This window comes from Paraburkholderia sp. DD10, assembly GCF_049177125.1.
Lineage (GTDB): Bacteria > Pseudomonadota > Gammaproteobacteria > Burkholderiales > Burkholderiaceae > Paraburkholderia > Paraburkholderia terricola.
The window spans coordinates 3,202,487-3,223,597 of record NZ_CP185392.1; the positions used below are offsets into that span (position 1 = coordinate 3,202,487).

Genomic DNA, 21,111 nt, shown 5'->3' on the forward strand with positions numbered 1-21,111 from the left:
ATCCGCCAACGGCGTCAAGCCGCCGGAAGCAGCCGCCATCGCCTGTATCGAGGAGACGACGTCATGCCCCACACTCACTACACCACTCTGATCTCCGCGGCCAATCTCGCGGAGCGGCTGGCCGCCGCGCCGGGCAGCGTATTCGTCGTCGATTGCCGTTTCGATCTGGCCGACACCGAAGCGGGCGAAAAGGCTTATCTCGCAGGACATCTACCGGGTGCTCATTATCTGCACCTGGATCGCGATCTGTCGGGGCCGAAGAACGGCACGAACGGGCGTCATCCGTTGCCGGATCGCGCGCGGCTGGTCGAAACACTGGAATCGCGCGGTCTGAAGCAAGGCCAGCAAGTGGTCGCCTACGACGCGCAAGGCGGCATGTACGCCGCCCGTGCCTGGTGGCTGCTACGCTGGCTCGGACATGACGCGGTCGCGCTGCTCGACGGCGGGCTGCAAGCCTGGCAAGCCGCCGGCCAACCGCTGACGCAAGACGCGCCGGCACAGAACACCGGCGATTTCAAAGCCGGCGCGCCGCTGTCGGTCACGGTCGACGTGCAAACGGTCGAGCGCAACCTCGGCTCGAAGGAACGCGTGGTGGTCGACGCGCGCGCGCCCGATCGCTATCGCGGCGAGAACGAAACGCTGGATCCGGTCGGCGGCCATATCCCCGGCGCGCTCAACCGCTTCTTCAAGGACAACCTCACCGCCGACGGCCGCTTCAAGCCGGCCCACACGCTGCGTGAGGAATTCCATGCGCTGCTCGCCGACACGCCGCCGGAACATGTGGTCCTGCAATGCGGCTCGGGTGTGACCGCATGCGTGAACGCGCTGGCGATGGAAGTCGCCGGTCTGCACGGCGCGGCGTTGTATGCCGGATCGTGGAGCGAATGGAGTTCGGATCCGAAGCGGCCGGTTGCCACCGGGCCGAATCCTTGAACGTGAACTGAGCCGGTTGTTGGCAAAAGGCCGTTGCTGCTTTTACGCAGCAACGGCCTTTTCAATTCATGCAGGGCAAAAATGACCCGACGTTCATCGCGGGCGCCCGCTTCGGCCAAACGCCTCAAGCTTGAGCCTCAACCCACCCCATGCTGTTTGAACCAGGCGAGCGCCCGGCGCCAGCCGTCTTCGGCATCGGCCTTCTTGTAGCTCGGCCGGTAATCCGCGAAAAACGCGTGACCCGCGTCGTCATAGACGACGAATTGTGAACCGCGCCCCGCCTGCGGACCTTGCGCGATCGCCTGCTTCATCTGCTCAAGCGTGTCTTGCGGGATGCTTTGATCCTGCCGCCCATAGAGGCCAAGCACCGGCGCGTGCAGGTCCGCCACGCGATCGAGTGGATTAGCCGGCGTCATCGCGCTCTTGTCGCCCGTCACGCGGCCGTACCAGGCGACGCCCGCCTTCAGCTTCGGGTTGTGCTCGGCGTACAGCCACGCAATCCGCCCGCCCCAGCAGAACCCGTTCACGCCAACCCGATTCAGATCGCCGCCATGCTCGCCGGCCCACGCGACAGCCGCATCGAGATCGCCCAGCACCTGCTCGTCGGGCACCTTGCTGACGAGTTGCTCGTTGAGCTGCTGCATGCTTTTGTAAACCATGGGATCGCCCTGCCGCTCATACAGATTCGGCGCGATCGCCAGATAACCCTGCTTGGCGAAGCGCCGGCACACGTCGGCGATATGTTCATGGACGCCGAAAATCTCGTGCACGACGATGATCACCGGCAAATGCGTCTTGCCTTTCGGCTGAGCGCGATACGCCGGCACGATCGTATCGCCCGAACGCACGGACACTTCGCCGGCTTCGAGGCCGTCGCTATCGGTATGGATGGTTTGCGCCGACACCGGCAACACAGCCGCGGCAAAACCGGTGCCGAGCGCGGCCTTGATGAAGGTGCGTCGATTGAAGGGAACGTGCGGGACCAGGCTGTCGATATCGGGTTTCAGCATGCGGCGCTCCTCGCGGTTGACTCGTGTGAGTCGGTTGAACGTTGGAGGCAACAGGATACGCCTCGCGCGCGTCCTGTTGCATCTGCAACGTTCCCGAGCGCCGTCAGTGCAGCTTGACCCGCGGCAGCGTGGTGCGCCGCAGCCAGTGCGCGAAGGTATCGAGCACCATCCGCGCATAGCCGTGCAGGGCGGCGATGTGCAGCCGGTACAGCGACATGTACATGAAGCGCGCGAACAGCCCCTCGATCAGCATATTGCCGCCGATCACGCCGCCCATCAGATTGCCGACCGCGCTGAAGTGCCCGAGCGACACCAGCGAGCCGAAGTCGCGGTACGTGAACTCCGGCAGCGGCTTATTGTCGAGCCGCGCCGCCAGCGCCTTCAGCAGAAAGCTCGCCTGCTGGTGCGCCGCCTGCGCGCGCGGCGGCACGTTGCGCTCATTGCCCGGCCACGGGCAGGCGGCGCAATCGCCGAGCGCGAAGATGTTGTCGTCGATTTCGGTTTGCAGCGTGCGGCGCACGTTCAGCTGGCCCAGCCGATTGACCGGCAGGCCGTCGAGTTCGCTCAGAATCGGCGGCGCCTTGATGCCCGCCGCCCACACCGTCAGATCGGCGCGCACGGTTTTGCCGCTGGCCGTGCGGATGATGCCGGGCGCGACCTCGGCCACCGTCTCGCCGGTCATCAGCTTCACGCCGAGCTTGGTGAGCAGTTCGGCCGTGGCTGTCGAGACACGTTCCTGCAAGGCCGGCAAGATGCGCGGTCCCGCCTCGATCAGCACGATGCCGACGTCGTGCCGCGGATCGAGCTTATGCAAGCCATACGCGGACAACACCTGCGCCGTGTTACGCAGTTCAGCCGATAGTTCGACGCCCGTCGCGCCACCGCCGACGATCGCCACCTGGATGCGCGGCTCCGTGGATGGCGAGGTGCCCGGTCCCGATTCGACGGGTTCATGCACCTGATGCTCGGCGCGCATGCATGCCGCGATCAGCCGCTTGCGGAAACGCTCGGCCTGGCCGACCGTATCGAGCGCGAGGGAGAATTCGGGCGCGCCTTTCACGCCGAAGAATGCCGTGGTGCTGCCAATCGCAATGATCAGCGTGTCGTATTCGAGCTGGCGTTCCGGCAGCAGCTCAGCGCCATCGTCGTCGAGCACGGTGCCGAGCGTGATGCGTTTGTTCGCGCGGTCGAGTCCCGTCAGGTCGCCCTGCTGAAACTCGAAACCATGCCAGCGCGCCTGCGCCGCGTATTCGAGCTCCTGCGTGAACGGGTCCATGCTGCCGGCCGCGACTTCATGCAGCAGCGGCTTCCAGATGTGGGTGGGATAGCGGTCGACGAGCGTGACCTGCGCCCGCACGCCGCCCTTGTTCTTGTGGGGCGCATAGCGATCACCCAGGCGTGTCGCCAACTCCAGCCCCCCCGCGCCTCCGCCAACGACGATGAAACGATGCATTGAACTCTCCGTGTTTGCCGATGGGTTATGCGTCGCGACGGCGCGCGTGAAACGCGCTGTCTTTCAGCGATTGTCCGCGAGCCGCACGGTTTGTCACAAGCCATCAATACGGATGTGTGACATGCGCACGACGATATCGCCCGGTATCTCCGATACCCACCGCTATCGCGCGCGCCGTCACAGGCTTGTCAATGCGCTTCTTCCCAGTTCAGGCCGGCGCCCACCTCGGCGACCAGCGGCACCTTCAGGTCGGCGACACCGCACATCAACTCGGGCAAGCGCTTGCGCACGTCGGACAACTCTTCGTCCGGTACTTCGAGAATCAATTCGTCATGCACCTGCATGATCATGCGCGTGCCGATCTTCGAGTCCTCGATCCACTTCTGCACCGCGATCATCGACAGCTTGATGAGGTCGGCAGCCGTGCCTTGCATCGGCGCGTTGATCGCGGCGCGCTCGGCGGCCTGGCGGCGCGGACCGTTGCCGCCGTTGATCTCCGGCAACCACAGGCGGCGGCCGAACACGGTCTCGACGTAGCCCCTGGCCTTCGCGCTCACGCGCGTTTCGTCCATATAACGCGCGACGCCCGGATACCGTGCGAAATAGCGGTCGATATACAGCTTGGCCGCATCGCGCGTAATGCCGAGATTCGAGGCGAGACCGAACGAGCTCATGCCGTAGATCAGGCCGAAGTTGATGACCTTGGCCACGCGCCGCTGATCGTTCGAGACTTCGAGCGGCGTCACGCTGAAAATTTCCGCGGCGGTGGCGCGGTGAATGTCTTCACCCTGCGAGAACGCGCGCAGCAACGATTCGTCGCCGGAAATGTGCGCCATGATGCGCAACTCGATCTGCGAGTAGTCCGCGGACACGAGCTTGTGGCCCGGCGGCGCGATGAACGCCTCGCGAATCCGACGGCCTTCGCCGGTTCGCACGGGGATGTTCTGCAGATTCGGGTCGTTCGACGCCAGCCGGCCCGTGACCGCGACGGCCTGCGCGTAATTCGTGTGCACGCGGCCCGTGGTGGCGTTGACCATGCGCGGCAGCTTGTCGGTGTAGGTCGATTTCAGCTTCGACAAACCGCGGTGTTCAAGCAGGATCTTCGGCAGCGGATAGTCTTCGGCGAGTTTTTGCAGCACCTCTTCGTCGGTGGACGGCGCGCCGCTCGGGGTCTTCTTGACCACCGGCAATTCGAGCTTTTCAAAAAAGATCTGACCGATCTGCTTCGGCGAGCCGAGGTTGAATTCACCGCCGGCCAGCACGTAGGCTTCGCTTTCGAGCTGGATCAGCCGCGTGGCGATTTCACTGCTTTGCTGACGCAGCTTTTCAGCGTCGATCAACACGCCGGTGCGCTCCATCTTGCGCAACACGCGCGAGGTCGGCACCTCGATGTCGCGATAGACGTGCTCGAGCGTTTTCTCGGCGGCCACTTGCGGATACAAGGTCTGGTGCAGACGCAAGGTGATGTCGGCGTCTTCGGCCGCGTATTCGGCGGCCTTGTCTAACGCGACTTCGTCGAAACCGATCTGCTGCGCGCCCTTGCCCGCCACCTCTTCGTATTTGATCGTCTTGACGCCGAGATGGCGCAGCGCGAGGCTGTCCATGTCGTGCGTGCGGTGCGATTCCAGCACGTACGATTGCAGCAGCGTGTCGTGTTCGATGCCGCGCATTTCGATGCCGTAGTTGGCCAGCACCTGCTCGTCGTATTTCACATGCTGGCCGACCTTCTTGTGTTCAGCGCTTTCGAGCCACGGCTTGAGCTTGCCGAGCACTTCGTCGCGCGGCAATTGCACGGGCGCGTCCGGGCCGCGATGCGCGAGCGGCACATAAGCGGCACGCCCGGCTTCCACCGAGAACGACAGACCGACGATCTGAGCGGTCATCGGATCGAGCGAGGTGGTTTCCGTATCGAACGAGGTCAGCTCGGCCGCGTTGAGCCTTTCGAGCCACGCGTCGAATTGCTCCCACGTCTGCACGGCTTCATAGTGGCGTTCGTGGTCGACGGTTAGCGCCGGCGACACGTCCGTTTCCGGACCTTCCACCGCGTCCGCGATTTCCACTTCGCGCAGCCAGGTCTTGAAGCCGTGGCGCGTGAATACCTCGCGCAACTCCGCGCGCGATTCCGGCTGGCTTTGCAGGCTTTCCTCGATCGATACGATATGGTCGGTCAGATCGCAATTGCGCTCGACGGTGACGAGTTTCTTCGCCATTGGCAGAAAATCGAGCGCACGCCGCAGATTGTCTCCTACCGCACCTTTGATTTCGTCCGCATGTGCGACGATGCCATCCAGCGTCTCGTATTGCGCGAGCCATTTGAGCGCGGTTTTCGGCCCGCATTTCTCGACACCCGGCACGTTGTCGACGGTATCGCCGATCAACGACAGGTAGTCGACGATGCGCTCGGGCGGCACGCCGAACTTGGCGAGCACGCCGGCGCGATCGAGCGTTTCGTTGGTCATCGTATTGATGAGGGTGACATGATCCGACACGAGCTGCGCCAGATCCTTGTCACCCGTCGACACGATCACCTTCATGCCGCGCTTTTCCGCCTCGGTGCTGAGCGTGCCGATCACGTCGTCGGCCTCCACGCCGTCGATCATCAGCAAGGGCCAGCCGAGCGCGCGCACGGCGACGTGAATCGGCTCGATCTGGCGCGAGAGATCGTCCGGCATCGCCGCGCGATTCGCCTTATAGTCGGCGTACCAGTCGTCGCGAAACGTTTTGCCCTTGGCGTCGAACACGCACGCGCTATACTCTGCTGTGACTTCCTTGCGCATGCGCCGCAGCATGTTGATCATTCCATAGAGCGCACCCGTCGGACCACCTTCGGGCCCGCGCAGATCAGGCATCGCATGGTAGGCCCGGTACAGATAACTCGAACCGTCGACCAATAGCAGGGTCTTACCTTCAAGGCTTCGTTCTTCAGGCATTATGACTAAGAGAAAAGTGATTCCGAGTCTGCGATCACTCGCAGATCAAGAGCGCGCAACGGCAAAAAAGGCCCGCGCATCGTGGCAGATGTTCACGATTATGGCAGAGTTTATCGAGGCGACCGAGTACCTCTCGGAGATTCGCCCGGCTGTCAGCATCTATGGTTCGGCGCGCCTGAAACCGAACTCGCCGTACTACAAACTGGCCACGCAAATCGCGCGCAAGCTGTCCGATGCGGGCTTCGCGGTGATCTCCGGCGGCGGCCCCGGCATCATGGAAGCGGCCAATAAAGGCGCGCATGCAGGCAAGGCACCGTCGGTCGGCCTGAACATCGAACTGCCGCACGAGCAATCGGGCAATCAGTGGCAAGACATCTCGCTGCGCTTCCGCCATTTCTTCACGCGCAAGGTGACCTTCGTGAAGAATTCGGATGCGGTGATCGTGATGCCGGGCGGCTTCGGCACACTCGACGAACTCGCCGAAGTGCTCACGCTGATCCAAACCAAGAAGTCGCGTCACGTGCCGATCATCCTGGTGGGCGCCGAGTTCTGGGAAGGTCTGCTCGCGTGGTTCAAGAATTCGCTCACGCCGATGGGCCTCATCAATCCGACCGATATGGACTTGATGCAGGTGATCGACGATCCGGACCAGGTGCTCGAGGCGGTGCTGAAGTTCTACGAAGACCGCGAAGAAGCCGAACCGCATCCGGCCAAGTCGGATGAAGACCGGATGTTCTATCTGTGATGGCCTGCTTTTCGCGCCTCAACCGCGCGAATTGAATAGCCAATCAGCACGCGCGCTAGCGGGCGGCTTCCAGGCCGCCCGTTTCCGTTTCATCGGTCTGGTCGCCTTGCGCTTGCAGCCACTCGCAGAATTGCGCCACCAACGGCGCATGCGCGACCTCGCGCCTTGCCACCCACCAATAGCCGCGTGCGTCGATACGCGGGGCGGCCAGCGGCACGACGAGCCGCCCCGACGCAAGTTCGTCCGCCAGCAACGGCAACGGGCCGAGCGCCACGCCGAGCCCGTCCACCGCCGCCTGCAAGGCAAGATAGAAGTGATCGAACGACTGCTTCTTGCGGCACTTCGCCGTCACGCCGGCTGCCGATAGCCAGTGGCGCCAGGCGTCGGGGCGCGTGTCGGAATGCAGCAGCACGTGTTTGGCGAGGTCGTCGGCTGTGTTGATCGGCAGGCGCTGCAGCAGCGCGGGACTGCACACCGGCAACTCGCTTTCGCCGAGAAAATGCCCGCTCACGCAGTTCGCCCAATGAGCCGGCCCGCGCCGCACGGCGACGTCGAAGCTGTCCAGCGTTTCCACCGGCGCGTTCGAGGTCGACAACCTCAACTCCACATTCGGCACCTTGCGCTGAAACTGATGCAGACGCGGCAGCAGCCATTTCATCGCGAAGGTCGGCAACGCATTCACGCGCAGCACATGAACGACGCCGGTGTCGCGCAATTGATCCGTGGCGAGCGCGATGCTGTCGAACGCCGCCTGCACGGTGCCGAGATAACGGCGGCCGTCTTCGGTTAGACGCACGCGTTTGCCGCGACGCTGGAACACTTGCACGCCGAGCCACGTTTCGAAAGCCGCGACCTGACGGCTGATTGCACCGTGCGTCACATGCAGTTCGTTCGCGGCAGCGGTGAAGCTTTCGTGCCGCGCGGCGGCCTCAAAGGCACGCAGCGCTGGAAAAGGAGGAAGATTACGGGACATGCTTGTGATTCTAGATCACAAAGGCGCGCTCAAAAATCGTTTTGCTGGCCGCCGCTTCGGCGCTAACCTCGTGAGCTTCACCTGGAAGCTAGCGACATGGACCACAAACTGACCTCGCCCGAATCCGCACTCGCGCCCACGCCCACGGTGCGGGAAATTTTCAGCGGCTTTCTCGGCCTTGGGCTGATCTCGTTCGGCGGCGCGCTGCCATTGGCACGGCGCGCGCTGGTCGAGCAGCGCCGCTGGCTGAGCGCCGAGGAATTCACCGACTTGCTGGGCCTCTGCCAATTCCTGCCGGGCGGCAACGTGATCAATCTTTCGGTGGCAATGGGCATGCGCTTTCGCGGCGTGCCCGGCGCGCTGGCCGGCCTGCTCGGATTGATCGCGGGACCGTCGCTGGTGGTCATCGGCCTTGGCGTGCTGTACGAGAACACGCAAAACGACCCGCACGTTCGCCATCTGTTCGCCGGGCTCGCCGCCGCCGCGGCGGGCCTGCTGATCTCGATGGCCGTGAAAATCCTGCTGCCGCTGCGCAACAAGCCGATGGGCGCCCTCATCGCGGCGCTGGGTTTCATCGCGATCGCGATCATGCGCCTGCCGCTTCTGCCCACCATGCTCGTGCTGACGCCGCTCAGCATCTACCTCGCGGCGAGGAATGCACAATGACCGACACGCTCGTTTCCCTCGCCATCATCTTCAGCCAGCTTTCGTTGCTCGCGTTCGGCGGCGGCAACACGATTCTTCCGGAGATGCAGCGTCAGGTGGTCGAGGTGCATCACTGGATGCCGGCCAGCGAATTCAGCGCGTTGTTCGCACTCGCTCAAGCCGCGCCGGGGCCGAATCTGATGGTCGTCACGCTGGTCGGCTGGCACGTGGCCGGATGGGCTGGGATGCTCGTGACGTCGGTGGCGAAGTTCGGGCCGTCGTCGATCGTGACGATACTCGCGCTGCATGCGTGGGACCGCTTCAAGGACCGTCCGTGGCGGCGTCACGCGCAAATGGGGCTGGTGCCGGTGACGGCCGGCATCGTCGCGGCAAGCGCGGCCCTGATCGCCGAGGCGTCGAACCCGACGGCGATTGCGTGGGCGATTACCGCGTTCACCGCCGTCATGGCGTTGAAAACGCGCATTCATCCACTGTGGCTGCTGGCGGTCGGGAGCTTGATCGGGCTGACCGGATTTGGGCAGCCTTGAGCATTTCGCGCGGCGTGCAAATAATGCCAGCGGGGCGCGCTTGCGCTCGCCCACGCCGCGTGAACTGAAAACCCGCTGCTTACTGAAACGCCACTTCCGCGAAACTCCGCAGCTTGCGGCTATGCAGACGATGCAGCCCGTTCATCCGCAACAACTCCATCGCCTTCACGCCGATCTGCAGATGCTGATCCACTTGCGCGCGATAAAACTGATCCGCCATGCCGGGCAGTTTCAACTCGCCGTGCAGAGGCTTGTCCGACACGCACAGTAAGGTGCCGTAAGGCACGCGGAACCGGAAGCCGTTCGCGGCGATCGTCGCGCTTTCCATATCGAGCGCGATCGCGCGGCTTTGCGAGAGCCGCTGCACCGGCTCGCGATGATCGCGCAGCTCCCAGTTACGGTTGTCCACGCTCGCCACGGTGCCCGTGCGCATCACGCGCTTCAACTCGACGCCGTCCAGTTGCGTGACTTGCGCGACCGCGCGCTCCAGCGCCACCTGCACTTCGGCGAGCGCCGGAATCGGCACCCACAGCGGCAAGTCGTCGTCGAGCACGTGATCCTCGCGCACGTAGCCGTGGGCGAGGACGTAGTCGCCGAGACGTTGCGTATTACGCAGACCCGCGCAGTGGCCGAGCATGATCCACGCATGCGGACGCAGCACGGCGATGTGATCGGTGATCGTTTTCGCGTTCGACGGCCCCACGCCGATGTTGATCATCGTGATGCCGCTGCCGTCCGCGCGCTTGAGGTGATACGCGGGCATCTGCGGCAGACGCGGCGGCGCGGTGCCTTCCTGCGCCTGCTCGCCGAGATTCTCGTTGTACGTAACCACGTCGCCGGGTTCGACGAACGACGTGTATTCGCTGCGATAGGCGCGCAGTTCCTCGTCGTCGGTATGGGCCATCATGGTGCGGCCGAGCTTGACGAACTCGTCGATATAGAACTGGTAGTTCGTGTACAGCACGTAGTTCTGGCAATGCGTGGGCGACGTGGCCGTATAGTGCTTCAGCCGATGCAGCGAGAAATCGACCCGCGCCGCCGTGAACAGCGCCAGCGGATGCGGCTCGCCCGGCGGCGGCTCATAGGTGCCGTTGACGATGCGGTCGTCGAGCAATGCGAGGTCGGGCGTGTCGAACACGTCGCGCATCAGGAACAGGCGCTCGCGGTCCAGATCGCCTTCGAGATGAATGCCCTCCGCAAACGCGAAGTGAATCGGAATCGGCTGGTCGGACACGCCCACTTCGATCTGCACGTGATGGTTTTTCGCCAACAATCGCAATTGCTCGCGATAGTAGTTGCCGAACAGGTCCGGGCGCGTCACGGTGGTCTCGAACACGCCTGGGCCCGCGACGAAACCATACGAGCGGCGCGAGTCGATATGCGTGTTGACCTCGGTGCATACGCGAACGAACGGGTAGCACGCGCGCACCCGGCTCTCGAACAGCTCGTTGCGGCGATAGCGTGCGAAGGCGTCGCGCAGGAACGAGGTGTTCGCTTCGTAGATCGCCGACAGGCGCGTGACGGCCTCGGTGGCGTCGTCGAAGGATTCAGTTGGAAAGCTGTGCGCGGGAGTCTGCACCGCGCGTTGGTTGGTATCGTTTTTCATCTTCGTTGGCCTCGATTGATGAGACGACATTACCACGGAACCCGCGATCGCCAAATGACCGCGCGGCGCTTGTTTCCACCGCTGCAACAGCGGTCGCGACAGGGGCGGCGCGCCGCGCCGAAGCGGCGCAAAATAAGGCTGTCGCGCCCGGAAGCTGGCCTGGATTTGCTAGAATCGCGGGCACCTATTGGAGAATCACCATGAAGCCGCTCCTTCCCGTCGCCGTGGCACTGGCCCTTGCCTTTGGCAACGCCGCGATGGCTGCCCAGCCCGTCGATGACACTCCGCCCGCCGGCGCGCCCCAGTCCGCCAATGAACGGGCCGGTCTGCCCGATCTGGAGAAGATCAATCGTCCGGCCGCGCAGGTCAGCTCGAAGGTCGAAATCAATGTTCCGCGCACCCCGAGCTTCCACGAACGTAGCGCCAACGGCACCGAAATCACCGAATACCGCGACAAAGGCAAGCCCGTTGAGATCAACGTGCGCTCGAATCTCGGCACGCGCTACCAGATGAGCGCGCCGCTCGATACTTCGCCCACCGTGCGTGATAACGGTCGTGCGAGCACGCGTTTGCCGTCGGTGAATCTCAGGTATTGATGTATCGTCGGCACGGTGGCCGGACCGTGCCGTTGTTGCTTGGGGCGTCGTGTTGGCGTCCTGGGCTGCATGCCTTGCTTCATGCGGCGTCGGGGTTCCTCCGGGAGTGCGCCGCCGGAACGTCTTTCAAACCGGTACTCCGTTCACAACGCCTTCGGCACCGCATCTGTCACGGCATTGCCACCACACTTGCCACATTCAGCACTGGCCGAACCATGCCAGCCCGACCAACCTGATCCGACGTTTCCCGCATGGCTGTCTTCACCGCTGTCACCGAACCCCAACTCGCAGAATGGATGCGCCATTACGATCTCGGCGAAGTCGTCGAGTTTCGCGGCATCCCGTCCGGTATCGAGAACAGCAATTTTTTTCTGACGACGACGCGCGGCGAATACGTCCTCACGATTTTCGAAAAGCTGACGGCCGAACAACTGCCGTTCTATCTCGACCTGATGCGGCATCTGGCGTCGCACCGCGTGCCGGTGCCGGACCCCATGCCGCGCGAAGACGGTGCGCTGTTCGGCACCTTGCATGGCAAGCCCGCCGCCATCGTGACCAAGCTCGAGGGCGCGCCGGAGTTGGCGCCGCGTGTCGAACACTGCATCGAGGTCGGGCAGATGCTCGCGCGCATGCATCTGGCGGGACGCGATTACGCACGTTATCAGCCGAATCTGCGCAGCCTGCCGTGGTGGCGGGAAACCGTGCCGATCGTCCTGCCGTTTCTGGAAGGCGCGCAACGCGACCTGCTGTCAACCGAACTCGCGCATCAGGAAGCCTTCTTCGCCTCCGCGGATTACGCCGCGCTGCCCGAAGGCCCATGCCACGCCGATCTGTTCCGTGACAACGCGCTGTTCGCGCATGCCGCGCCGGATACGGGCCACGAAGTACGGCTCGGCGGCTTCTTCGACTTCTATTTCGCCGGCTGCGACAAGTGGCTGTTCGACGTCGCCGTGACGGTCAACGACTGGTGCGTCGACCTCGCCACCGGCAAGCTGGACGACGCGCGCACCGAAGCAATGCTGCGCGCCTATCAAACGGTGCGCCCCTTCACCGTCGAAGAAAACCGCCATTGGGGCGATATGCTGCGTGCGGGCGCGTACCGTTTCTGGGTCTCGCGCCTGTATGATTTTCATTTGCCGCGCGCGGCCGAACTCCTCAAACCGCACGACCCCGGCCATTTCGAGCGCATTCTGCGCGAACGCCTTTGCGGCGTTCCACTTCCAGGCATTCATACCTCATGCAACTGATCGAAGTTCCCGCGAAAACCGGCTATGTGTGGTTCCGGCAGGGTATCTGGCTGTTCCGCAAGAACCCGCTCGCGTTTCTGACGCTGTTCTTCACGTACCTGCTGGTGATGACGCTGGTGTCGCAGATTCCGGTGATCGGCAGCGTGCTGCCGCTGGTGTTCATTCCGGGCGTCGCGGTCGGCTTCATGGCGGCGTGCCGCAATACGATCGCGGGCAAACCCGTGTTCCCGACGATCCTCGTCGACGGCTTTCACTCTTACGGCCCGGTGGTCGCCAAACGGCTGCTCGTGCTCGGCGTGCTGTATGTCGTCGCGATGGCACTGGTGCTGGCCGGTTCCGCGCTCGCCGACGGCGGCATGCTGCTGAAGGTGATGCTCGGCGGCGCGACGATGGATCAGGAAGCAATCGCCAACAGCAATATGCCGCTTGCGGTTCTCACCGCCTTCGCGTTCTACATTCCGGCGGCGATGCTGTTCTGGTTCTCACCGATTCTCGCCGCGTGGCATGACGTGCCGCCCATCAAGGCGATGTTCTTCAGCTTCGTCAGTTGCTGGCGCAATCGCGGCGCGTTCATCGTATTCGGCGCGCTGTGGTTCGCGGTGGCGATGACGGTATCGCTTGGTTTGTCCGCGTTGATGCAGGCGCTGGGCGCCGGTGACTATGCGTTCGCGATCCTGATGCCCGCCACGATGATCGTCACGACCATGCTGTATTGCTCGTTCTACGCAACGTACCGCGGTTGCTTCGGCGTGCAGACGCCCGAAGCGCCGGATTTGCCGACCACGCCGGCGGCTTGAACGATATCCTCCGCGGGCGCGCGTCGCGGCGCCCGCCCACGCGCTCCGTCCGCTCGGCACGCCTCTGTGCCGCTTCCATCTGCCCTCCAGCATTCGTCAATGCATGCCGATTTGCGGCACAATGGTTCGCACGCAATCCATTTGCACGCTCTTTTACACGAGATGCATCATGACTCAGCGCCCCGCTCTGCCCTTCACGCTCGACGAACAACTCTGCTTCGCCCTCTATTCGACCTCGCTCGCGATGACGAAAGCGTACAAGCCGTTGCTCGACAAGCTCGGCCTCACGTATCCGCAATATCTGGCGATGCTGGTGCTCTGGGAGACCGATGACGTCACGGTCAAGGACATGGCCACGCGCCTGAACCTCGATTCGGCGACGGTCACGCCGCTGCTCAAACGTCTCGAGGCGCAAGGGTTGGTGGAACGGGTACGCGGTGTCGACGACGAACGGCTCGTGTACATACGGCTCACCAAAGCCGGCACCGCACTCAAGCGTCAGGCACGTGAAGTGCCGGCGGAAATCTTTTGCGCGACCCAGCAGACGCCGGAATTCCTGCTGCGTCTGCGCGATGATCTGACACGCCTGCGCACCACTCTCAGCGATTACATGGACCAATAGTTGGTCTGCTGCTAAAGGCATGCTATCGCCGTGATGCGAAATTTCATTTGCACACTAATCATTTGTGTACTATCTTAGCCACATGCCGCTTCAACACGCGTCCGTCAGAAGGCGGGCAAAGCATCAGCGGCAAACATGCGGACCCTGACCACCCAAATAAAGGAGCAGCACAATGAACATCCTCTACAAAGCAAGCGCAACCAGCACCGGTGGCCGTGACGGTCGTGCGGTGTCGTCGGACAATGCGTTGGACGTGAAGCTCGCGGCGCCGCGCGAACTCGGCGGTAACGGCGCGGCGGGCACTAATCCAGAGCAACTGTTTGCGGCGGGCTACTCGGCCTGTTTCCTGAGCGCGATGAAGTTCGTCGCCGGCCAGCGCAAGCAGACCTTGCCGGCCGATACGCAAGTCAGCGCCGAAGTGGGCATCGGTCCGAACGACAACGGCGGCTTCGCACTCGACATCGATTTGCGAATCTCGCTGCCGGGCCTCGCCGCGGACGCTGCCAAGGAACTGGTTGATGCGGCCCATCAGGTCTGCCCGTATTCGAACGCTACGCGCAACAACGTCGCGGTTCGTTTGCAGGTTGCGTAAATTGCCGACCGCGTGAATCGCGGATAGATGTGATTTGTGGACATGGCGCGGCAAAACCGCATCGTGACTAGCGGCGCCCGCGCCCGGCAGTACCGGCGCGGACGCCGTTTTCTTGTCGCGAACGCGGCATGTAATGTGCGGCACCGACTGTTGCCGCTAATTTGCCGGGTCGGTCGCGCGCGACCGGCTTTGCGAATCATCAAGGCGATCAGTAACGTCGTCGCCTGATGTGGGTCTTTTTTGCGCGGTCGACTTTCCCGCCCCGCGACCATCGCCCCCAACCCGCGAATCTCCGATGACACGCGTTCGACGACCGAGCGACACTTTCAGTACTGGTCTGGTCTGGATTCACCGCGACCTGCGCAGCACGGACAACGACGCGCTCTACCAGGCGCTCAAGCATTGCGAGCGCGTCTGGTGCGTATTTATGTTCGACACGGCGATCCTGCAACCGCTGATCGACAGTTGGCAGGCTCGCCATGCCGATGCACAGCCGCAAGACCGCCGCATCGAGTTCATTCTTGCGGCGCTGGACGAATTAGACAAAGCGCTACGCGCCTAGTCTCGGCGGCTGACACTCACGCCGCTGTAACTCGGTAGCCGCACCGCAAGCACCGGCGTTTCGACACCCGGTGCTTCAACCTACGCAGCTTAGTGCTGGGTCATCCACGACGGCTGACGGACGTTCATGTCACGGTCGAGCTTGCGCATGCGGAATTCGAGATCGTAGAGATCGGTTGCCTCGGCGAGAAACGCGTCAGCGCGTTCCTTCGCGAGTTGATCGGGCGACTTGGTCAGAAACAGGAAAAGGCGGGTAAGCAGGTACATGGTCGACCTCGGCAATGATGTTAGGCGTTAACGCCTAGGGGATAACCCGTATTATAGGGAAAACCCTAGGCTTAGCCAACATTTCATTTCGAAGCGTTGTTCGTAGGTCACCGTGCGTCCGCAGAAGCCGCTGTGGCGGTGCTTTCCGCCGCACGGCCTGCGCCCGTGCGGCGCTGGTGCCTGAAAAACTCCCACACCAACGCGCTCGCGTCCGGACCTTTGGCGGAGTGAAACGGCAACGCGTCGTCGCCGCCGCTCCAGGCGTGAGCGAGCCCTTGCACCCGGCATAGCCGAACCACTCGCCGTCCGCCGCGCACATAATCGCGCATCACCATCCCGCCCTTGCGTTCTTCGCGTATGTCGCCGGATTTGCGCGCGCCGCTTTCGTCGACGATCCGGTTCAGGCGGAGAAACTGCACCGCCAATTGCTCGGCATTGACGGGCGCGACCACATGATCAGCGTCGCCATGGATGATCAGCGCCGGCATGCCGGGGTATTGCTTCACATCGGCGATTTCGTCGACGAGTTCGGCCGGTTCGCCGCGCGCGCCGCGCCGCATCACGTCCATTGCCGTGATGCCGGAGTGAGCCTCGCCGAAAGCCGGGCCCGAGTGCAGCGCGACCGCGGCAAAACGTTCCGGATAGTTGATGGCGAGGAGCGCCGTCAGGCCGGCTCCGGCGGAGATCCCGGCGACATACACGCGCTCGCTGTCGAAACCATGCTCGGCAACCAGCGCGTCCACCAGCGAAACCACCGCGCGCGTCTCGGCGCCGCCGGCGCTGTCGCTGGCGTCGTACCAGTGCCAGCAACGATGCGAATGCGCATGCTTCGACTGCTCCGGATAAACCACGGCAAAGCCAAAGCGGTCCGCCAACACGTTCATGCGCGTGCCCGCGGCGAATTCGTCGATCGATTGCGTGCAGCCGTGGAGCATGACCACCAGCGGCATGGCCTCGAGCGCATGGCCGGAAGGGATATACAGCCCGTACTGAAGGTGGTTGACGAGCCGCCCCGGCGCCGCGGGCGCGGAGTGAAACGAACGCGTCCATGAGCCGCTGGCCCATGCCGAGGCGCGCGGACGAACGCGCGATTCACGCGCGGTGCGCGGCGCTTCGCGTTTGGCGGGCGCGCGCAGCGCTTCCGTCGGCTTGATCGGACGAACTTTCGCCGAGGGCTTGCTGGTGGCGGGCCGCGCCGGCCGCGTGGCAATGCGCTTGGTCGTTTTGTGAGCGTGTTCGGTCTGGATCGCGAGCAACCGCTTGAGGCCGCGCAGCCAGATTTTCGATAGACTTTTTGCCATCGGCGGATAACCTCGCAAAAAGGGACGGGGTCCGTTCGCTAGAACGGCATTTTGTTGTGCAATGCACAATAACACCAATCCTCATGCGATGCTGACAGCATAAAGCGATGCCCAAGTCGGAAATTTCGTCACCGGCGAACCTTGCGGCGGACCAGGCGTCCAATCGCGGCAAGACATGTTCGCCAGCCAACGTCCGCGGATAAAACGCGCGACGCGCAGCGAGACCGCAGTGCGGCGCCGCGTCTATACTGGCAGTTGATCTTGATGCGCAGGCCTTTCCCGCGTCGGCGATTCAAGCCGTTCACGCGTTAATTCATACAACCAATTCTACGCGGCCTTGGTCGCGCCTTTTTGCCATGCCCGATTTGCCTGCCAACCTGTGGTATTCGATCACCAGCCTCGGCGGCGCCGGTATGACGCTGCCGCTTGCGTTTGCCATCGCGCTTTGGCTGGCGCTCGGCTACACCTGGCGCATGGCCGCCGGCTGGTTGCTGCTGCTCGGCACCGCCATCGGCGTCGTGACCGTAACCAAGCTGGCGTTCCTCGGCTGGGGTGTCGGCGTGCGCGAACTGGATTTCACCGGCGTCAGCGGCCATGCGATGCTGTCCACCGCCGTTTATCCGGTCGCTCTGTTCCTGATGCTGTTGCCCACACGCACGGTGCCGCGGCTGCTCGGCGTTGCGCTCGGCCTCGCCGCCGGTATCGCGGTGGGGTTGTCGCGAGTCGTGTTGAGCGCTCACTCGCCGTCCGAGGCCGTCACCGGCTGTCTGGTCGGCGCGCTCGCCGCGCTGATATTCGTGCGCATGGCGTGGAATGCGGAGCCCGGCCGGCTTTCCGCGCTGGGGGTCACTGCGAGCCTGATGGTTCTCGCGGTGCTCATGCACGGCGTGCACGTGCCCACGCACCGCTGGGTCACGCACATCGCGCTGAAGGTGTCCGGTCATGAGAGGCCGTTCATTCGCGCGAAATGGAAAGCCGTGCGCGATGTCCGCCCCGCCACGGCGCCGCTCTCGCAAACACTCAACAGGCTCACGCCGCCGCGTTCTTCCGACGCCTGAAAAATACGCTGTCGCTGACTTACTCGCCGCTTGCCGCGGCCCGCCGAAACAGCGTCATGCCTACCGCTATATCGGCGTCTATATTACGATGGCGTTTTAACCCGCCGCTCCGGCCCATGTCGGACATCCAAGCTTTCATGACCCTGTCCCGTCGCCTTGTGAAACATGCGCTGTTCGCCGTCAGCGCCGTCTCCCTTGCCGTCAGCGCCAATGCACGCGCCGACGAACTCGTCGTCTCCGCCGCCGCCAGCCTGACCAACGCGTTCAAGGCGGTCAGCGAGGCCTTCGAGCAGCAGCATCCCGGCACCAAGGTGCTGCTTAACTTCGGGGCGTCCGACGTATTGATGCAGCAGATCGTCAAGGGCGCACCCGCCGACGTGTTCGCGTCCGCGGATCAGAAAGCCATGGACAAGGCGGCCGCCGAAAAAGTGATCGTGCCCGCCACGCGCAAGGATTTCGCCGCCAACTCTCTGGTGCTGATCGTGCCAACGGACAGCCATTTCGCGCCCACCAGACTGAATGAACTGGCCTCGGCGAACGTCAAGCGCATCGCGTACGGCGACCCGGCGTCCGTGCCGGTCGGCCGCTACACGCAAGGCGCGCTGCAGGCCGCGGGCATTTGGGATGCGGTCAGCGCCAAGGCGGTGCTCGCCGCGAACGTGCGCCAAAGCCTCGACTACGTGTCGCGCGGCGAAGTCGACGCCGGCTTCGTGTTCGGCACCGACGCCGCGGTCATGCCGGACAAGGTCAAGATCGCGATGACCGTGCCGACGCAAACGCCGATCACCTACCCGATCGCGCAAGTCGAAGGCAGCCGCCATGCCGCCGACGCGCAGGCTTTCACGCGCTTCGTGCTGTCGCCCGCCGGCCAGGCCGTGCTGGCGAAGTACGGTTTCAAGCCCGCGCATTAACTTCCAGCATTAACCCCCATTAACTTCACGCAAGCACCGCACGCTCATGCAACAGGCCTGGATTCCGCTCTTGCTGTCGCTCAAAGTGGCGGGCTGGGCCACCGCGCTCAATCTGGTGTTCGGCGTCGCGGCGGGCTTCGGTTTGTCGCGCTGGCGCTCGGGCGCGCGCGACGTGATCGATTCGCTGCTGATGCTGCCGCTCGTGATGCCGCCCACCGTGCTCGGCTACTACCTGCTGGTGCTGCTCGGACGGCGCGGCGTGATCGGCGCCTGGCTCGACCGCTTCGATATTCAGTTGGTGTTCACCTGGCAGGGCGCGGTAATCGCGTCGACGGTGGTCGCCTTTCCGCTCGTGCTGAAATCGGCGCGCGCCGCCTTCGAAGCCGTCGATCCGCAACTCGAGCGGGCCGCGCGCACGCTCGGCGTCAGCGAGACGGCGGTGTTTTTTCGCGTGACGCTGCCGCTCGCCGCGCGCGGCATTCTGGCCGGCGGCCTGCTGGCGTTCGCCCGGGCGCTCGGCGAATTCGGCGCGACGCTGATGATCGCGGGCAATTTGCCCGGGCGCACGCAAACGCTGTCGGTGGCGGTCTATTCGGCCGTGCAAGCGGGCGACGACGGCACCGCGAATTTCCTCGTGCTCGTGACTTCGGTGACGTGCGTCGCCATCCTGCTGCTCGCGGGCCGCCTCGTGCCGCAGCACACGCTTTTGGCTTCGCGTTGACATGCCGCTCGCCGTCGACATCCGCAAAACTTTCGAGAGCGCCGAGCGCCGTTTCACGCTCGACGTCTCGTTCAAGGCGAGCACGCAGCGCGTCGTGCTATTCGGGCCGTCCGGCGCGGGAAAAACGCTGACCTTGCAGGCCATCGCCGGCCTGCTGCGTCCCGACGAAGGCAAGATCACGCTGAACGGCGACGCCTTGTTCGACAGCGCGCGCGGCGTCGACCTGAGACCGCAAGCGCGCAAGATCGCGTATCTGTTTCAGGATTACGCGCTGTTTCCGCATCTGAACGTGCGGCAAAACATCGGCTTCGGTTTGCAGCAAGGCTGGCTCAATCCGCGTGCGCGGATCGCGCATCCGCAGGTCGATTACTGGCTCGACGCGCTGGAACTGAGAAGCGTCGCGGGCAATCATCCCGCCCAGCTTTCAGGCGGACAAAAGCAGCGCGTGGCGCTGGCGCGAGCGCTTGTCGCGCAACCGCGCCTGCTGTTGCTCGACGAACCGTTTTCGGCGCTCGATAGCGTGCTGCGTCAGCACATGCGGCGCGAACTGTCGGATCTGCAAACGCGGCTCGATATTCCGATGGTGCTGATCACGCACGATCCCGATGACGTCGCCGCGTTCGGCGACCAGGTCGTGCAGGCGACCGACGGCTGCGTGCGTGAGAATCAGCCGTTCACCGGCTACGTGCGCAGCGAGCCTTGACCGGGCGCGCGGTTTTCGCGGCCTTGCGAGCCTTTCAAACCGTCCGCGCCTCAATCCCTCACGCCAAGAATCACACTCGACGCCTTGAACGCGGCCACGACGCTTTTTCCTTCCGCGAGGCCGAGCGTGTCGACGCTCTCATTGGTGACGACCGCGGTGATCACCGCGCCGCCGTCCAGCAGCAGCGACACCTCGGCATTAACAGCGCCACGTTTCACGCTCTGCACCGTGCCGCGCAACTGATTGCGCGCCGAAAGTTTCAGCGGCGCGCCGCGTTCGTCCTCGATGAGCAGCACCACCCACGAAGCCTTGATCAACGCAAACGCCGCCGTACCCTCGACGAGCCCCAGCGTCTCGGCGCTTTCATGCGTCAGCACCGCGACGATCGACTGGCCGCCGGGCAGCGCCAGCGACACCTCATCGTTCACCGTGCCGCGCGTGATCGCCGACACCGTGCCATAGAGTTGATTGCGCGCGCTCGTCTTTACACCGATGCGGCCGATCAGATCCCAATCCATCGCGAAACCTTCAATCGCCGCCCCCGCACGTTCGAGAAAGCGCCGATGCTCGCGCTCCACCGCGCGAAACGTCTCGATCAGCTTCACGGCGCGCGGCGTGAGCGTGGTGCCGCCACCGCCCTTGCCGCCGGTCAGCCGCACGACGAGCGGCTCGCCGGCGAGGTTGTTCATCGTGTCGATGGCGTCCCACGCGCCTTTGTAGCTCATGCCGACCGCCTTTGCGGCGCTGGTGATCGAACCGGTCTCGCCGATCGCCGCAAGCAGCGCGATCCGCGACGCGCCGCCGAGCGTTTGCTCGCCCGCCTGAAACCAGACGGAGCCGCCCACTTCGAGCGGTTCGTGGGAAGAATCGGTGGACTTGGATGTCATGGCTG

The 21,111-nt window shown here is 63.8% G+C and carries 21 protein-coding genes and 1 pseudogene; 14 read left to right on the forward strand and 8 right to left on the reverse strand.

Annotated features, from left to right (window positions below):
* Positions 1-63 precede the first annotated feature (63 nt).
* The gene (locus ACOCG7_RS14560) at positions 64-933 is read left to right on the forward strand and encodes a sulfurtransferase (RefSeq protein WP_083081703.1); all 870 of its coding nucleotides are present in this window, start codon (positions 64-66) and stop codon (positions 931-933) included.
* Between the two features lie 137 nt (positions 934-1,070).
* Here the strand turns inward: ACOCG7_RS14560 and ACOCG7_RS14565 are convergent, their stop codons facing one another.
* The 3 genes from ACOCG7_RS14565 to polA form a co-directional block, all read right to left on the reverse strand.
* Positions 1,071-1,943, reverse strand: a complete 873-nt coding sequence (locus ACOCG7_RS14565; RefSeq protein ID WP_073428628.1) for a dienelactone hydrolase family protein — start codon at positions 1,941-1,943, stop codon at positions 1,071-1,073.
* 103 nt (positions 1,944-2,046) lie between these two features.
* The gene (locus ACOCG7_RS14570; protein WP_083081707.1) at positions 2,047-3,396 is read right to left on the reverse strand and encodes an NAD(P)/FAD-dependent oxidoreductase; all 1,350 of its coding nucleotides are present in this window, start codon (positions 3,394-3,396) and stop codon (positions 2,047-2,049) included.
* Between the two features lie 188 nt (positions 3,397-3,584).
* Positions 3,585-6,326 (reverse strand): DNA polymerase I, encoded by a 2,742-nt coding sequence (gene polA, locus ACOCG7_RS14575; RefSeq protein WP_421376078.1) that lies wholly within the window; start codon positions 6,324-6,326, stop codon positions 3,585-3,587.
* Between the two features lies 1 nt (position 6,327).
* On the opposite strand from polA, the gene ACOCG7_RS14580 reads away from it, so the two are divergent.
* Positions 6,328-7,071: a TIGR00730 family Rossman fold protein gene (locus ACOCG7_RS14580; protein ID WP_073428625.1), complete on the forward strand. Its 744-nt coding sequence runs from the start codon at positions 6,328-6,330 to the stop codon at positions 7,069-7,071.
* A 55-nt stretch (positions 7,072-7,126) separates the two neighbouring features.
* Here ACOCG7_RS14580 and ACOCG7_RS14585 read toward each other — a convergent pair whose 3' ends face one another.
* A complete protein-coding gene (locus ACOCG7_RS14585; protein WP_073428624.1) occupies positions 7,127-8,044 on the reverse strand; it encodes a transcriptional regulator GcvA in 918 nt (305 codons plus the stop codon).
* Positions 8,045-8,140: 96 nt separating this feature from the next.
* On the opposite strand from ACOCG7_RS14585, the gene ACOCG7_RS14590 reads away from it, so the two are divergent.
* On the forward strand, positions 8,141-8,710 hold the full coding sequence (locus ACOCG7_RS14590) for a chromate transporter (RefSeq protein WP_073428623.1): 570 nt from the start codon (positions 8,141-8,143) through the stop codon (positions 8,708-8,710).
* Positions 8,707-9,237 (forward strand): chromate transporter, encoded by a 531-nt coding sequence (locus tag ACOCG7_RS14595; RefSeq protein ID WP_421376081.1) that lies wholly within the window; start codon positions 8,707-8,709, stop codon positions 9,235-9,237. The genes ACOCG7_RS14590 and ACOCG7_RS14595 overlap by 4 nt, the downstream gene beginning before the upstream one ends.
* A gap of 79 nt (positions 9,238-9,316) precedes the next feature.
* On the opposite strand, the gene ACOCG7_RS14600 is transcribed toward ACOCG7_RS14595, so the two are convergent.
* Positions 9,317-10,843: an AMP nucleosidase gene (locus ACOCG7_RS14600; RefSeq protein WP_083081718.1), complete on the reverse strand. Its 1,527-nt coding sequence runs from the start codon at positions 10,841-10,843 to the stop codon at positions 9,317-9,319.
* A gap of 200 nt (positions 10,844-11,043) precedes the next feature.
* Here ACOCG7_RS14600 and ACOCG7_RS14605 point away from each other — a divergent pair, with 200 nt between their 5' ends.
* From ACOCG7_RS14605 to ACOCG7_RS14630, 6 genes and pseudogenes are all read left to right on the forward strand, one after another.
* A complete protein-coding gene (locus tag ACOCG7_RS14605) occupies positions 11,044-11,439 on the forward strand; it encodes a hypothetical protein (protein WP_083081720.1) in 396 nt (131 codons plus the stop codon).
* A gap of 251 nt (positions 11,440-11,690) precedes the next feature.
* Positions 11,691-12,686, forward strand: a complete 996-nt coding sequence (locus tag ACOCG7_RS14610; RefSeq protein ID WP_421376083.1) for a homoserine kinase — start codon at positions 11,691-11,693, stop codon at positions 12,684-12,686.
* The gene (locus ACOCG7_RS14615; protein ID WP_073428618.1) at positions 12,677-13,483 is read left to right on the forward strand and encodes a BPSS1780 family membrane protein; all 807 of its coding nucleotides are present in this window, start codon (positions 12,677-12,679) and stop codon (positions 13,481-13,483) included. The genes ACOCG7_RS14610 and ACOCG7_RS14615 overlap by 10 nt, the downstream gene beginning before the upstream one ends.
* 169 nt (positions 13,484-13,652) lie before the next feature.
* Positions 13,653-14,105, forward strand: coding sequence for a MarR family transcriptional regulator (locus ACOCG7_RS14620; protein ID WP_310124015.1), 453 nt, complete (start codon positions 13,653-13,655; stop codon positions 14,103-14,105).
* Between the two features lie 172 nt (positions 14,106-14,277).
* Complete coding sequence (locus ACOCG7_RS14625; RefSeq protein WP_083081724.1) at positions 14,278-14,697, forward strand: organic hydroperoxide resistance protein; 420 nt, start codon at positions 14,278-14,280, stop codon at positions 14,695-14,697.
* A 295-nt stretch (positions 14,698-14,992) separates the two neighbouring features.
* A pseudogene (locus tag ACOCG7_RS14630) lies at positions 14,993-15,256 on the forward strand (deoxyribodipyrimidine photo-lyase); the annotation flags it as partial.
* Between the two features lie 92 nt (positions 15,257-15,348).
* Here ACOCG7_RS14630 and ACOCG7_RS14635 read toward each other — a convergent pair.
* The gene (locus tag ACOCG7_RS14635; protein ID WP_073428615.1) at positions 15,349-15,525 is read right to left on the reverse strand and encodes a DUF3563 family protein; all 177 of its coding nucleotides are present in this window, start codon (positions 15,523-15,525) and stop codon (positions 15,349-15,351) included.
* A gap of 107 nt (positions 15,526-15,632) precedes the next feature.
* On the reverse strand, positions 15,633-16,826 hold the full coding sequence (locus tag ACOCG7_RS14640) for a PHB depolymerase family esterase (protein WP_073428614.1): 1,194 nt from the start codon (positions 16,824-16,826) through the stop codon (positions 15,633-15,635).
* Positions 16,827-17,182: 356 nt separating this feature from the next.
* Between ACOCG7_RS14640 and ACOCG7_RS14645 the strand changes: the two genes are divergently transcribed.
* From ACOCG7_RS14645 to ACOCG7_RS14660, 4 genes are all read left to right on the forward strand, one after another.
* Positions 17,183-17,884 (forward strand): phosphatase PAP2 family protein, encoded by a 702-nt coding sequence (locus ACOCG7_RS14645; protein ID WP_083081728.1) that lies wholly within the window; start codon positions 17,183-17,185, stop codon positions 17,882-17,884.
* Positions 17,885-18,021: 137 nt separating this feature from the next.
* Positions 18,022-18,795 (forward strand): molybdate ABC transporter substrate-binding protein, encoded by a 774-nt coding sequence (gene modA, locus ACOCG7_RS14650; protein WP_083083003.1) that lies wholly within the window; start codon positions 18,022-18,024, stop codon positions 18,793-18,795.
* A 46-nt stretch (positions 18,796-18,841) separates the two neighbouring features.
* The gene (gene modB / locus ACOCG7_RS14655; protein ID WP_073428611.1) at positions 18,842-19,516 is read left to right on the forward strand and encodes a molybdate ABC transporter permease subunit; all 675 of its coding nucleotides are present in this window, start codon (positions 18,842-18,844) and stop codon (positions 19,514-19,516) included.
* A gap of 1 nt (position 19,517) precedes the next feature.
* Positions 19,518-20,219, forward strand: a complete 702-nt coding sequence (locus ACOCG7_RS14660) for a sulfate/molybdate ABC transporter ATP-binding protein (RefSeq protein ID WP_114164111.1) — start codon at positions 19,518-19,520, stop codon at positions 20,217-20,219.
* A 50-nt stretch (positions 20,220-20,269) separates the two neighbouring features.
* On the opposite strand, the gene ACOCG7_RS14665 is transcribed toward ACOCG7_RS14660, so the two are convergent.
* The gene (locus ACOCG7_RS14665; RefSeq protein ID WP_421376088.1) at positions 20,270-21,106 is read right to left on the reverse strand and encodes a TOBE domain-containing protein; all 837 of its coding nucleotides are present in this window, start codon (positions 21,104-21,106) and stop codon (positions 20,270-20,272) included.
* Positions 21,107-21,111 lie beyond the last annotated feature (5 nt).

What these genes read in the sequence shown, in the direction of transcription:
- ACOCG7_RS14580 (WP_073428625.1), top strand. Translation starts at nt 6,328, where the DNA reads ATGACTAAGAGAAAAGTGATTCCGAGTCTGCGATCACTCGCAGATCAA.
- ACOCG7_RS14565 (WP_073428628.1), bottom strand. Translation starts at nt 1,943, where the DNA reads ATGCTGAAACCCGATATCGACAGCCTGGTCCCGCACGTTCCCTTCAAT.
- ACOCG7_RS14560 (WP_083081703.1), top strand. Translation starts at nt 64, where the DNA reads ATGCCCCACACTCACTACACCACTCTGATCTCCGCGGCCAATCTCGCG.
- ACOCG7_RS14635 (WP_073428615.1), bottom strand. Translation starts at nt 15,525, where the DNA reads ATGTACCTGCTTACCCGCCTTTTCCTGTTTCTGACCAAGTCGCCCGAT.
- ACOCG7_RS14640 (WP_073428614.1), bottom strand. Translation starts at nt 16,826, where the DNA reads ATGGCAAAAAGTCTATCGAAAATCTGGCTGCGCGGCCTCAAGCGGTTG.
- ACOCG7_RS14610 (WP_421376083.1), top strand. Translation starts at nt 11,691, where the DNA reads ATGGCTGTCTTCACCGCTGTCACCGAACCCCAACTCGCAGAATGGATG.
- polA (WP_421376078.1), bottom strand. Translation starts at nt 6,326, where the DNA reads ATGCCTGAAGAACGAAGCCTTGAAGGTAAGACCCTGCTATTGGTCGAC.
- ACOCG7_RS14665 (WP_421376088.1), bottom strand. Translation starts at nt 21,106, where the DNA reads ATGACATCCAAGTCCACCGATTCTTCCCACGAACCGCTCGAAGTGGGC.
- ACOCG7_RS14625 (WP_083081724.1), top strand. Translation starts at nt 14,278, where the DNA reads ATGAACATCCTCTACAAAGCAAGCGCAACCAGCACCGGTGGCCGTGAC.
- modB (WP_073428611.1), top strand. Translation starts at nt 18,842, where the DNA reads ATGCAACAGGCCTGGATTCCGCTCTTGCTGTCGCTCAAAGTGGCGGGC.
- ACOCG7_RS14595 (WP_421376081.1), top strand. Translation starts at nt 8,707, where the DNA reads ATGACCGACACGCTCGTTTCCCTCGCCATCATCTTCAGCCAGCTTTCG.
- ACOCG7_RS14620 (WP_310124015.1), top strand. Translation starts at nt 13,653, where the DNA reads ATGACTCAGCGCCCCGCTCTGCCCTTCACGCTCGACGAACAACTCTGC.
- ACOCG7_RS14570 (WP_083081707.1), bottom strand. Translation starts at nt 3,396, where the DNA reads ATGCATCGTTTCATCGTCGTTGGCGGAGGCGCGGGGGGGCTGGAGTTG.
- ACOCG7_RS14615 (WP_073428618.1), top strand. Translation starts at nt 12,677, where the DNA reads ATGCAACTGATCGAAGTTCCCGCGAAAACCGGCTATGTGTGGTTCCGG.
- ACOCG7_RS14585 (WP_073428624.1), bottom strand. Translation starts at nt 8,044, where the DNA reads ATGTCCCGTAATCTTCCTCCTTTTCCAGCGCTGCGTGCCTTTGAGGCC.
- ACOCG7_RS14590 (WP_073428623.1), top strand. Translation starts at nt 8,141, where the DNA reads ATGGACCACAAACTGACCTCGCCCGAATCCGCACTCGCGCCCACGCCC.
- ACOCG7_RS14645 (WP_083081728.1), top strand. Translation starts at nt 17,183, where the DNA reads ATGCCCGATTTGCCTGCCAACCTGTGGTATTCGATCACCAGCCTCGGC.
- ACOCG7_RS14600 (WP_083081718.1), bottom strand. Translation starts at nt 10,843, where the DNA reads ATGAAAAACGATACCAACCAACGCGCGGTGCAGACTCCCGCGCACAGC.
- ACOCG7_RS14660 (WP_114164111.1), top strand. Translation starts at nt 19,518, where the DNA reads ATGCCGCTCGCCGTCGACATCCGCAAAACTTTCGAGAGCGCCGAGCGC.
- ACOCG7_RS14605 (WP_083081720.1), top strand. Translation starts at nt 11,044, where the DNA reads ATGAAGCCGCTCCTTCCCGTCGCCGTGGCACTGGCCCTTGCCTTTGGC.
- modA (WP_083083003.1), top strand. Translation starts at nt 18,022, where the DNA reads ATGACCCTGTCCCGTCGCCTTGTGAAACATGCGCTGTTCGCCGTCAGC.